The organism is Acinetobacter sp. Q186-3, assembly GCF_013420655.1.
GTDB lineage: Bacteria > Pseudomonadota > Gammaproteobacteria > Pseudomonadales > Moraxellaceae > Acinetobacter > Acinetobacter indicus.
On record NZ_VOXS01000001.1, the window covers coordinates 69,323 to 81,449 of the forward strand.

Consider the following 12,127-nt stretch of genomic DNA (forward strand, 5'->3'; position numbering starts at 1 on the left):
TAGGCCGACTTAAAAAGCCGTAGACTTTTGCCGATATGTTGTATTCTCTTGCCCGCCCTTTGTTGTTTTCTTTGGCACCGGAGCGTGCACATGAGCTCACATTATCTTTATTAAAATCAGGTCATAAAATGGGCCTGATGCGTCAGCAGGTGGCAGCAAAACCAGTCACCTGTATGGGTGTTGAATTCCCGAATCCGGTGGGTCTGGCTGCAGGCCTGGACAAAAATGGTGCCTATATTGATGCGCTGGCCGCTTTAGGTTTTGGTTTTATTGAAATTGGTACCATCACCCCGCGTCCACAAGCCGGTAATCCACATCCGCGTCTGTTCCGTTTACCGCAGGCCAAAGCCATTATTAACCGCATGGGTTTTAATAATGATGGCGTCGATAAGCTGATTGAAAACGTCAAGGCCGCCAAATTTAAAGGCGTACTGGGGATTAATATTGGTAAAAATGCCGATACTCCGGTAGAAAAAGCGGTTGATGATTATCTGATCTGTTTAGAAAAAGTTTATAATTACGCCTCTTATATTACGGTCAATATCTCATCACCCAACACCAAGAATTTGCGTAGTCTGCAAAGCGGCGATGCCCTGACCGAGCTGTTGCAAACCTTGAAACAGCGTCAGTTGGCGTTGGCCGAAGAGCATCAGCATTATGTACCGTTGGTATTAAAAGTTGCTCCAGATCTAGAACCGTCCGATATTGAATTTATTGCCCAGCAATTACTGCAATTTAAAATTGATGGTTTAATTGTGACCAATACCACCTTGTCTCGTGAAGGGGTAGAGAATTTGCCACATGGCGATGAAGCCGGTGGTTTATCGGGTGCGCCAGTATTTGAAAAGAGTACCGCGTGTCTGGCAGCCTTTGCCAAAACCTTAGAGGGCAAAATTCCTTTAATTGGTGTTGGTGGTATTCTTTCAGGTGAGCAGGCAGTTGCGAAACGCAATGCCGGTGCAACTTTGGTACAAGTGTATAGCGGTTTGGTCTATACTGGCCCGGAACTTGTGAAAGATTGTGTAGACGCACTTTAAAGTCATGAACGCCATCGATATCTTTATACTGATTATTCTGCTCATTGGAGGGCTTAACGGTTTGCGTCAAGGATTTATTAAAGCCTTTGCGAACTTGGTCGGTTGGATTTTTGCCCTGATTGTGGCGGCAAAATATGCTTCCGTTCTAGCGCCTTCAATGACCGCTCTCAGTGCTGATCCGGTGGTTCAGAAAATTGCGGCCTTTGCTTTTATTGTGTTGGTGATTGTGGTGCTGACCTGGATGGTGAGCGCATTATTAAACCGCATCTTGAAATCGCTGAAACTGGGCCCATTAAATCGTTTAGCCGGTGGTGCGTTTGGTACCCTCAAAGGTCTGCTGATTGTGCTAATTGCCATTCAGGGCATTGGGCCGTGGGTCGAAAGTTCGCCGCACTGGAAACAGTCCAAATTTATTCAAACCCTTTTACCTTATGCGCCTTGGGCCACACAAATGTCCAAAGATGCCGCCAATGAGGCTTTACAGCACATCAAATCAGAAGATGCTCCGAAATCTTCTGGTTCTTCATCTGAACCTGAACGAAAGGGCGCAGATGAGTCAACGAATAATCCTTTTTATTAATCCTAGCTGGTCTGCGAGGTTGCTATGTGTGGAGTAGTTGGTATAGCTGGTAAATCACCTGTTAACCAAATGTTGTTTGATGCATTAACGATGTTACAACATCGGGGACAAGATGCAGCTGGGATTGTCACTTGCCATGAAGGTCGCTTGTTCTTGCGTAAAGACAACGGCATGGTGCGTGATGTATTCCATACCCGTCACATGCGTGCCTTGCTGGGCAACTACGGGATTGGTCATGTGCGTTATCCGACGGCAGGTTCATCTAGCAGTGCAGAAGCGCAGCCGTTTTATGTGAACTCGCCGTACGGTATTACGCTGGCGCATAACGGTAATCTGACCAATGCCGAAGAAATTCATGAAGACCTGTTCAAGACTGATTTACGTCACATGAATACCGATTCAGATTCAGAAGTACTGTTAAACGTTTTTGCCCATGAATTACAAAAACGCGGCAAGCTGGAGCCGGCAGCAGAAGATATCTTCCATGCGGTAACGCGTGTGCATGAGCGTTGTAAAGGGGCTTATGGCGTGGTGGCCATGGTGACCGGTCAAGGGATTGTGGGCTTCCGTGACCCGCATGGGATTCGTCCGTTAATTTACGGTTCGCGTGAAACCGATGAAGGCATGGAATACATCATTGCCTCTGAATCGGTGGCAATTACGGCACTGGGCTTTAAAGTCGAGCGTGACCTGGCACCGGGTGAAGCCATCTTCATTGACTCTAACGGCCAGATGTTTACCCAGCAGTGTGCGGCGCAATCTGAATATCATCCATGTATTTTTGAATATGTGTATTTCGCGCGTCCAGATGCGACCATTGATGGTATTTCGGTATACAAAGCCCGTTTAAAAATGGGTGAGAAGCTGGCGCAAAAAATCCTGCGTGAATGGGGTGAGGAACACGATATTGATGTCGTGATTCCAATTCCAGATACTTCGCGTACTTCGGCCTTGGAACTGGCCAACACCTTAGGTGTTAAATTCCGTGAAGGCTTTATGAAAAACCGTTATATCGGTCGTACCTTCATTATGCCAGGTCAGCAGCAGCGTAAAAAATCGGTACGTCAAAAGCTGAACCCGGTTGAGCTGGAATTTAAAGGCAAGAACGTGTTACTGGTAGATGACTCGATTGTGCGTGGTACCACCTGTAATGAAATTATCCAGATGGCACGTGATGCTGGTGCCAAACGCGTATTTTTCGCTTCAGCGGCGCCAATGGTGAAATATCCAAACGTGTATGGTATTGATATGCCGGCTAAATCTGAGCTAATTGCCTCTAGCCGTAGCGTCGAAGAAATTCGTGAAATTATTGGTGCTGACCGTCTGATTTTCCAGGATCTGGAAGATTTAAAAGCTGCAGTACGCACCCATAAAGTGCCAGAAGTGAATGATTTCGATTGCTCGGTGTTTGATGGAGTCTATGTTGCTGGCGGTATTGATGAAGCCTATCTGGATAATCTTCAGCAAAAACGCAGCGATACAGCCAAAAAGAAAAAAGACAATTATATCGATGTGAATATTGATGCTGCATCGGTAGATTTGACCGGTTTGAAAGAAGAATAATTCTTGTAAAACTGGCAGGAAAAGCGGGAAATTCCCGCTTTTTTCATTTATGATGTCGCCTAAAGACAATGTAATTTAAGGAAATTTACATTGAAAGGTGTAGGTTACTACTTTATTAAAAACAAGAATATGATGTGGTCTGCAAGCCTGTGTTTGCTTGCGGTCATCCTGACCATTTTTATTTTAAATACTGTACTGGGTTTGCTGGTGCATTATATTGATGCTTCGCAGTCCATTTACTGGCATAGCTTAAGTCCTTATCTGGTCGCGGTACTGCTGTCTTTAATGGGCATTTCCATTGCCATTGAATTATATATTTTCCGTTCTGGCGGCCACTCACTGGCCAAGCAGCTGTGTGCACGTCGTTTAAGCCTGATTGAAAGCACGCCGGAAGAAAGTGTTGCCTTAAAAATTACCGAACAGCTGGCCGATACCTTCGCGATTGATACGCCGGCGCTGTATGTCCTGCCGGATGAAGTCGGGGTAAATGCACTGACCGCCGGTTTTTATCCACGCGATATTGCGATTATTCTGACCTGGGGCGCCTTGCAAAACCTGGATGAGCAGGAACTGTATGGCTTGCTCAGTCATGAGTTTCATCAAATTTTAAGTGGTGAAACTGCGGAAAATACCAAGCTGAAAATTCTCTACAGCAGCCTGACCACGTTTAGCCAGTGGGGCAGTAAAGTGGCCAAACTCGGCTTTGGCAAGCAGTATTACAACACCGCTTATGCACCTGCCACGCCTTTTGTTGCACTGGGCGGCATGATCTGGCTGATTGGCAGCTTAGGCATGCTGATTACCCGTTTTATTAAATATTTAAACCTGAGCGGGCGTACCTTTAAAAACGACCTGAAAACCAAACGTTTAATCCAGAACAATGCCAATATTCAAACCCTGCTCAGGATTTATGTGCACCATGCCGGTTCGCAAATTCACAGTGAATATTCGGAATCAATTGCGCATATGTGTTTTGCCAACTCGCTGAGTCCGCAAAGCTGGTTGAATATCCATCCGAGTATTGATGCGCGGATTTATGAGTTAAATCCGGCACTGGTGCAGGATCTACAACTGGAAAATTTAAAAAAGCTGCGCAGTCAGCCCTGGTTTGGTCTGTTTCGTTCACTGGAAGAGGTCAATGGTGAATATTATGCACCGTGGAGTTCGCCGCAACCTTTGCCTTTATTGCGATTATCCCCGATTAGTTTTGCCATTAAAGATGCAATCAAGCCGCTGAAACCGGAAATCCGCCGTAATATGCCGCGTCCGGAACTGATCCAGCGTGCCTTGCAGACGGCCACTGGTTCGCGTGAGGTGATGATGGCAATTTTAATGATTCGCCAATACCGCGAATTTATTCCGCCTGAAGTAGAAGTCAGCCGTGCCATTGTCGATGCCTTGTTGAATCTGGATGGTCGGGTGCATATCTCCATTTTTCTGGAAGCCTGCCAGAATATTGGCGGTATGCCGGCCAGTATCGCGCGGCAGTTTTTGACCAAGCTGGCCAAAATTATTCAGGAAGATGGGGAAATTGGACTGCTGGATGCCTTGCTGCTGGAGCGGGTCAAATCCGAGTTGAACCTGCTGCCGCTACATACCCCGACGGCGCTGGATGAAGTTAAACCGCAAATTGTACGTTTAATTGATGCCTTGCTGCATGTGCAGCAAATCAATAGCGGCAACCAGCTGGAAGTGCGGGAAAAAATTTTACAGCGCGTACTGACACCGTATGAAATGTCGCTGTATGAAGAAATTTCCGATGAGCCAATTGATCTGGCAGAAATTCTGAATGATATGGCCGGGCTGTTGTTGCGTGACCGTTTAAGTATTCTGGGTATTGCTGAAGCCTGTTTGTGGAATGACCGGATTATCACTCAGGATGAGCTGGATGTACTGGAGCTACTGTACTGGCGTTTAGGCTTTGCCACCGAAGAAATGGTTGAGCGTATGCAGAAGAAAAACAGTTTAATGATTATCTAAGGACTCTATTTCTGAGTGCGGTAGGCGGATCGAGTCATCCTCATTGAGCAGCTTTAATATGACTGGATGCAGAAAGCACAGCAAAACCGGACTAATCCGGCTAGAATAGCCCTATGGACATAAGTGACGATAGCAGATGATTGGGCATCAACGTGAGATTTTGGCAAGTTTGGGAATTGATATATGGATTCCCCGGGACGTTGCATCTCAAAATTTGCCAGCATCTTCCTTATGGCGCGATCAGGCCCCGGCAGAACTGCTGACTGAAATTGTCATGCCGGCAGCTGTCGCGGCGACGGCGCCTCAAGATATTGCCTTACAGCTTAGACAGCCTGTTGCGGAACCACAAGTCTCTCCGCAAGAGAATCCAGTCGAAAGCCCGGCAGAACCTGTCACGCCTGCGGCTCTGGTGGAAGTGCAGCCCGCCTTACAGATTGATGCATTTCATCTACAAGCCATTGTTAAAGAACAATATACGATTGTGCTGGATGCCACCCACATCAATGAGTCGCAGCAACAGTTATGGCGCAATATCCAGCGTGCGGCACAGGCAGAATTTTTTGAGCTGAATTGGCCTTTTGCTTTGCCTGAGCTGCAAGATGGTCGAGCGGTTTCGGTATATGTACAAGGTTTTCTGGATGCGATTGCACTGGAGAAAAAGATCATTGTGTTGGGTCAATTGCCTCATGTACAGTTAACGCAAGCTACAGCATTGCCCGCTTTGGCCGAGATGCTAGAACAGCCGCTATTGAAAAAACAGCTATGGCAGGCTATGCAAGATAAAAAACACATGACGGATCAGGAATGAAACAAAAAGTTATCGCATTTAGTCAGGTTGATCAGGACGTTTTAAGCCAGCTGAAACAGCAGTATGACGTGGTAGAAATTAGCCCGAAACTGGGTGATGTTAATGAGCAGATTCGTACTCATGTCCAAGATGCTGATGGCATGATTGGTGCGGGGCGTTTGCTCAATGCCTCTAACCTGACGGGTGCGCGCCGTCTTAAAGTGGTTTCCAGTATCAGTGTCGGTTATGACAATTATGATGTGGGCTATCTGACTGAGCAAAAGATTTATCTGTGTCATACACCGCATGTATTAACCGAAACCACTGCCGATTTGGCTTTTAGTCTGTTAATGGGAGCTTCGCGTCAGCTGGCCTATCTGGATCGCTGGACCAAACAGGGTGAATGGAAACGTACCGTTGGCCCGGCACAGTTCGGTCAGGATATTCATGGTAAAACTTTAGGGATTATTGGTTTGGGTAATATTGGTGCCGCCATTGCCCGTCGTGGGCGTTATGGCTTTAACATGAATATTCTGTACCATAACCGCCGTGAAAATCTGGCGCAGGCGCAGCCCTTAAATGCGCAATATCACAGTCTGGATGAGCTGCTACAACAGTCGGACTTTGTGGTGGTCGCGGTGGATTTAAACGCCGACTCGACCGCTTTAATTGGTGCGCGTGAATTTGAGCTGATGCAAAAACATGCGGTATTTGTGAATATTGCCCGTGGTTCCGTGGTCAATGAACAGGCTTTAATTGACGCGCTGAAACAACAGAAAATTTTTGCGGCCGGTCTGGATGTCTATGAAAAAGAACCGCTGCAAAGTTCGGAGCTCTTTGGTCTGGACAATGTGCTGACCTTGCCGCATATTGGCTCAGCGACCGCAGAAACCCGTAAAAAAATGGCCTGGCTGGCCTATAAAAATCTGGTGGATGTGCTGGAAGGCCGGCAGCCGGGCTACGCGGTCAATGGCGGATTTGCGTAAAACTTCCTAACACTTCGTTGCATATTTCTTCGATATTGAATGCTATATTCAAGACACGAGCAGATAATTTGAGAACGGCAATTTGAAACGGTTGTTTTTAGCAGGTAGTTTAGGCCTGCTTACAGCATTCACTTCGACACATGGGGCAAACTTCACCACTTCACCACAATTTAATGTGCCAGAAATTGGTGCAGGGGTGGGGCTGATCGATCAGCAAAAAGAACGCATGATTGGTGAAAAAGTCTATCGTGAAGTGCAACGTCAAATGCCGGTGGCGCAAAATCCGTGGCTGGAAGATCAGCTGTTCTCGGTCTTCTCGCATCTGCTCAGCCAGACCCAAATGGGCCAGCCTATTGGCCTGCTCATTATTAACGATCCGCAAATTAATGCCTTTGCCGTGCCAGGCGGTCTGTTTGCCTTAAATACCGGTCTGGTGACTTCTGCGCGTAATATGGATGAAGTGGCCGGGGTGATGGCGCATGAGATTGCCCACGTGACCCAGCGTCATTATAGCCGTTCACAGGAAGCATTTAAGGGTCAGGGGTTGCTGGCGCTGGCCGGTGTGCTGGTGGGGGCACTGGTGGCATCCCAGGCCGATGGTGATGCCGGTGCTGCCGTGATGATGGGCTCGCAGGCCGCATTAATGGATAAGCAGCTGACCTATAGCCGTAATCAGGAACGTGAAGCCGACCGGATTGGCATGCAATATATGTATACTGCCGGTTATAACCCGCAAAGCATGGCTGATTTTTTTGAGGTAATGCATCGTGCCACCAGCCGGGTCAGTTTCCTGCCGGATTTCTGGTTTACCCATCCGCTGACCACAGAACGGATGAGTGAAGCACGTTTGCGTGCCAATCAGTTGCCACGAGTGAAATCATCATTACGTGATGAAGAATTTGATATTTTAAAACAGTACACCTTGGTGGTATCTAATCAGGCGACAGAGCAGCAATTGCAGGTGCTGGCCAGCCGTAACAACTTTGCTGCACAACTGGCTTTAGCGGCCTTTTATACCCGGCAGGGAGATTATGCCTTGGCACAGCAAACGCTGGACCAGGCCAAAAATCATCGCCGTTTACATCATCTTATTAGCTTAATTCAAACTGACATCTATTTAGGGCAGAATAAGCTGAGTGAGGCTTATAAAGTCATCAGTTCGCCTGCGCGGATTATGCCGGAGAATCGGGCCTTGAATTACAAGCTGGCTGAAGTGCTGATCCGGCAGAATCAGCCGGCTGAAGCACAGGCACTGGTGCAAAAGTTCCTGAACCGGAATGAGCGTGATTTAAGTGCCTGGCGTTTGATGCAGCAGGCCGCCAATATTGATCGTAGTTCGCCATTACGCACGGTGAATGTATTGCGTTATCGTGCAGAACTGCAATACTGGTCTGGATGGGAGGAAGAAGCGATTAAATCCTTGCTGCATGCCCAGCGTCTGGCCAAGGATAATCAGGCCATGACTGCTAAACTGAAAACACGTACCACAGAAATGCAGCGGGAACGACAGCTCAAAATTTAACAGCATGAAAAATCATAATAACAATAAGGAGAACAATGATGTTACAGGGACAATGTTTATGCGGGCTGGTGTATTACCATTATCAGGCCGAGCTGGAAAAGACCATTTTATGTTTTTGCCAGCATTGCCAGCGTGCGCAGGGGACCATGCTGGGCTGGAATAGCCCGATTGATCAAGCCAAATTTAAAATTGTACGCGGCCAGCAATATTTAAAAGAATATTTTCACAGTCCGAATAAGGCGCGGGTGTTTTGTCAGGAATGTGGCAGCCCGATTTATTCTTACCGTTTAGATTTACCGGGGGTTCTGCGTTTACGTTTGGGAACGGTGACTGAAGGCTATGTGCCGGCGCCGACCGAACAGGCTTTTGCGCATCGAAAACCACAGTTTTTGCAAGTCAGTCTGCTGGAAACCTCTATAAGGCATGGGGTTTAAAATGCTAGAATTCTGGCTTCTGGCTAAATAATGATTTTAAATAACGCGATGAAAAAATTATGGATGGGCATATTGCTCTGGGGGGGGCTGTCTGTGGTCCAGGCAGCAAGTGTAGAGCAGTATGTACTGGCGGTTGAGCAGATTAACCAGAGTTATAAGCAACAGACCCGGCAGTTTTTAAAGGGCCTGAATCCGCAGCAATCGGGTTTTAGTCCGGCGCAGCAACAGCAGTTTTGTGGCATTGTGCAGAATTATATTGATCAGCTGTATAGCGCTGCAGATGAAAACCGTGCCTATCTGGATCCGCAATATCGCAACATGACCAAGCTGGATGTGGCCCAGCAGGTGTATTCATCTAAAGAAATGCAGATGCTGAAAAAATATCAGGTCAATTGTGCAAACTGATAGAAGTGACTCAAGAACTGCTTAAAACTTTTAGGCAGTTTTTTTATTTTCGGGAAAATAAAACTGATACAGCTGTTGATACTGTTCGGGGAGGAAGTGAGGCGTATGCCTGACTTGAATTAGCTTAATTTGGCTTTAATTTTGGCAGATACTTGTGCAGGATCGGCGCGCCCGGCTATGAGCGGACGCAGAGAATTCATCACCTTACCCATATCTTTCATGCTAGTAGCTTCTTGCGCTGCAATCGTTTGCGCAATGATGGAATCAAGTTCTTCCTCAGTCATAGCTTCTGGTAGAAACTGAGATAACACCTCAATTTCGGCTTGTTCCTTACTAGCTAAATCTTCTCGGCCAGCACCTTCAAAGGCTTTAACCGATTCTTTACGTTGTTTAATTTGCTTTTCAATGACCGCAAGAACCTGAGCATCGTCAAGCTCTTTGCGCTCATCGACTTCGATTTGCTTAATTGCCGCCTGTAGACTACGAATGACCGTTAACTTGTCCATTTCTTTAGCGCGCATTGTCGCTTTCAAAACGTCAGTAATCTGGCTTTTTAAAGTAGTCATGTTTTAATCCAGGCAGTCAATCACAAATTAATCTTAGTAAAGGCGAGTAGTACGTACTGATTCACGCGCCAATTTCTTTTGGTAGCGTTTAACAGCAGCAGCTTTTTTGCGCTTACGTTCTTGAGTTGGTTTTTCGTAGAATTCACGCTTACGTACGTCAGCTAAAACACCTGCTTTTTCGCAAGAACGTTTGAAACGACGGATAGCTACGTCTACTGGTTCGCCTTCTTTCAATTTAACTTGTGGCATGAAGAATCCTCATTAAGTTATGGATAAGATCTGGGGCCGAATTGCCCTCGATCACAAGTGAAGGTCAGTATTTTACTCATTTACATCTCATATCACAAGTCTATAATAGTTCCCGCAATAAATTTGATACAGGTTATAGGCAGTTTAATGATCGTTTTAGGCTTAGAAACATCGTGTGATGAAACAGGACTCGCGCTGTACGACAGTGAGTTAGGTTTACGCGGACAGGTGCTGTATAGCCAGATCAAACTGCATGCCGAATATGGCGGCGTGGTGCCGGAACTGGCCTCACGGGATCATGTGCGTAAACTGATTCCATTAATGAACGAGCTGCTTGAGCAAAGCGGTGTGAAAAAATCGGATATTGATGCAGTCGCCTATACCCGCGGTCCGGGCCTGATGGGTGCCTTGATGACCGGGGCGCTGTTTGGTCGCACCTTGGCATTTGCCTTAAATAAACCTGCGATTGGCGTGCATCATATGGAAGGGCATATGCTGGCACCGTTATTGTCTGCAACGCCGCCTGAATTTCCATTTGTTGCACTTCTGGTTTCGGGTGGACATTCACAGCTGATGGCCGCGTATGGCATTGGTCAGTATGAACTGCTGGGTGAGTCAATTGACGATGCCGCCGGTGAAGCCTTTGATAAAGTGGCCAAGATGATGGGCTTGCCGTATCCGGGTGGCCCGAATATTGCCAAACTGGCTGAGCAGGGTGATCCAAATGCCTTTGCTTTCCCGCGTCCGATGTTGCATCAGGATTTAACCTTTTCCTTTAGTGGTTTAAAAACTGCCGTTTCGGTACAGATGAAAAAACTCGGTGATGAAAACCGTGATGCCGATATTGCCGCCAGTTTCCAGGAAGCGATTGTAGATACCTTGGTAAAAAAATCGGTGAAAGCATTAAAGCAGACCGGTTTAAAACGTCTGGTGATTGCGGGTGGCGTGAGTGCCAACAAGCGTTTGCGTGAACGTCTGGAAGCTGATTTAGCCAAGATTAAAGCCACGGTTTATTATGCAGAGCCTGCGCTGTGTACCGATAATGGTGCCATGATTGCCTTTGCCGGTTATCAGCGTTTAAAAGCAGGGCAGCAGGATGGTTTGTCTGTGACCACGACTCCGCGCTGGCCGATGACGGAATTGACCAATCCAGAGCAAGTATAAAAGAGGCGAAAGCCTCTTTTTTAATGCTTATAATGCAATGAATTTAATAATTTTTTATTGAGTTAAAATGAAATCAGTCAGATATAAAGATTTAAATTTGGGTAATGGGATATTTGAAGGTTGGAATGATCAGCAGGGTTTGATGATATGCGGTTATGAATGGGGTAACTCTAAGAAAGATCAGGAGCAGGCACAGGACGCAAAGCCAGTTGATTTTAATATCGCTTGTACCTTTAGTAACAAAGTTCCGAGATATGGGCAGGGTGCTTTATCATGGCCCTATGATAATAGAATTAAACGGTGGTTTGCTTTATGGGGGCATCCGCTAGATAGTAATGAATATGGTCAGGATTTTGATAAGTCCATTATACAGACCAATTGGGCCAATACCTGCAATCATCAATTAGCGAATTACTCGCATCTGTTGAGCGAAGAACAGGTCAATAATTTTATAAATCATATCAGTACCTTAAAACCTAAGATTATCCTGTTTATGGGAAGTCAGCTGATACATCTTTTAAGAAATCCTATAGTTAAAGCCCGTTTTGAAGAAATTGTGGGTACAGAAATTCCAGATAGTTTTGTAGTGAAGCAAAAGAAAGAGTTTTCAGGAAGAAAATTTAAAATATATTTTTGTGAGTTTGAAAACTGTCAGATTATAGGTTTACCACATCCATCTTCAAGCCGCGGGTTATCTGATCGGTATATTGAATTATTTGAACCTGAAATGAATACGATCATTTCACAATTTAAAAAAGAAAAAGCGATTAATCCTTAAGATAGAAAGCCCAATCTCACAAGGTTGGGCTTTTCAACATGAGCGAACAGATTGTAGATGAGGATTTTCAATCCAT

Annotated in this window: 13 protein-coding genes; 11 read left to right on the forward strand and 2 right to left on the reverse strand. The window is 46.1% G+C overall.

All coding sequences use genetic code 11. From position 1 onward, the window contains the following. The first annotated feature begins 35 nt into the window (after positions 1–35). The 9 genes from FTT64_RS00335 to FTT64_RS00375 all read left to right on the forward strand — a co-directional run bounded on the left by FTT64_RS00335 (position 36) and on the right by FTT64_RS00375 (position 9,294). Positions 36–1,037, forward strand: coding sequence for a quinone-dependent dihydroorotate dehydrogenase (locus FTT64_RS00335; RefSeq protein WP_180181933.1), 1,002 nt, complete (start codon positions 36–38; stop codon positions 1,035–1,037). A gap of 4 nt (positions 1,038–1,041) precedes the next feature. Continuing rightward, on the forward strand, positions 1,042–1,617 hold the full coding sequence (locus FTT64_RS00340) for a CvpA family protein (RefSeq protein WP_016658356.1): 576 nt from the start codon (positions 1,042–1,044) through the stop codon (positions 1,615–1,617). Positions 1,618–1,641: 24 nt separating this feature from the next. Continuing rightward, complete coding sequence (gene purF, locus FTT64_RS00345) at positions 1,642–3,180, forward strand: amidophosphoribosyltransferase (protein WP_005177128.1); 1,539 nt, start codon at positions 1,642–1,644, stop codon at positions 3,178–3,180. A gap of 90 nt (positions 3,181–3,270) precedes the next feature. After that, positions 3,271–5,160 carry a M48 family metallopeptidase gene (locus FTT64_RS00350; RefSeq protein WP_163145927.1) on the forward strand — a complete coding sequence of 630 codons (1,890 nt, stop codon included), beginning with the start codon at positions 3,271–3,273 and terminating at the stop codon, positions 5,158–5,160. A gap of 136 nt (positions 5,161–5,296) precedes the next feature. Further along, a complete protein-coding gene (locus FTT64_RS00355) occupies positions 5,297–5,968 on the forward strand; it encodes a hypothetical protein (RefSeq protein WP_168382991.1) in 672 nt (223 codons plus the stop codon). After that, positions 5,965–6,933, forward strand: a complete 969-nt coding sequence (locus FTT64_RS00360; RefSeq protein ID WP_168396466.1) for a D-glycerate dehydrogenase — start codon at positions 5,965–5,967, stop codon at positions 6,931–6,933. Before FTT64_RS00355 ends, FTT64_RS00360 begins: the two co-directional genes overlap by 4 nt. 82 nt (positions 6,934–7,015) lie before the next feature. Then, positions 7,016–8,455, forward strand: a complete 1,440-nt coding sequence (locus FTT64_RS00365; RefSeq protein WP_005177138.1) for a M48 family metalloprotease — start codon at positions 7,016–7,018, stop codon at positions 8,453–8,455. Positions 8,456–8,493: 38 nt separating this feature from the next. Then, complete coding sequence (locus FTT64_RS00370; RefSeq protein ID WP_168414603.1) at positions 8,494–8,889, forward strand: GFA family protein; 396 nt, start codon at positions 8,494–8,496, stop codon at positions 8,887–8,889. A gap of 48 nt (positions 8,890–8,937) precedes the next feature. Next, positions 8,938–9,294: a hypothetical protein gene (locus tag FTT64_RS00375; protein ID WP_180103457.1), complete on the forward strand. Its 357-nt coding sequence runs from the start codon at positions 8,938–8,940 to the stop codon at positions 9,292–9,294. A 119-nt stretch (positions 9,295–9,413) separates the two neighbouring features. Here FTT64_RS00375 and FTT64_RS00380 read toward each other — a convergent pair whose 3' ends face one another. After that, positions 9,414–9,860, reverse strand: a complete 447-nt coding sequence (locus FTT64_RS00380) for a GatB/YqeY domain-containing protein (protein WP_005177146.1) — start codon at positions 9,858–9,860, stop codon at positions 9,414–9,416. A 33-nt stretch (positions 9,861–9,893) separates the two neighbouring features. Further along, a complete protein-coding gene (gene rpsU, locus FTT64_RS00385) occupies positions 9,894–10,109 on the reverse strand; it encodes a 30S ribosomal protein S21 (RefSeq protein WP_001136722.1) in 216 nt (71 codons plus the stop codon). A 147-nt stretch (positions 10,110–10,256) separates the two neighbouring features. Between rpsU and tsaD the strand changes: the two genes are divergently transcribed. Both tsaD and FTT64_RS00395 read left to right on the forward strand, forming a co-directional pair. Beyond that, positions 10,257–11,273, forward strand: a complete 1,017-nt coding sequence (tsaD, locus tag FTT64_RS00390) for a tRNA (adenosine(37)-N6)-threonylcarbamoyltransferase complex transferase subunit TsaD (RefSeq protein WP_005177148.1) — start codon at positions 10,257–10,259, stop codon at positions 11,271–11,273. A 67-nt stretch (positions 11,274–11,340) separates the two neighbouring features. Continuing rightward, the gene (locus tag FTT64_RS00395; RefSeq protein WP_180103451.1) at positions 11,341–12,051 is read left to right on the forward strand and encodes a hypothetical protein; all 711 of its coding nucleotides are present in this window, start codon (positions 11,341–11,343) and stop codon (positions 12,049–12,051) included. Positions 12,052–12,127 lie beyond the last annotated feature (76 nt).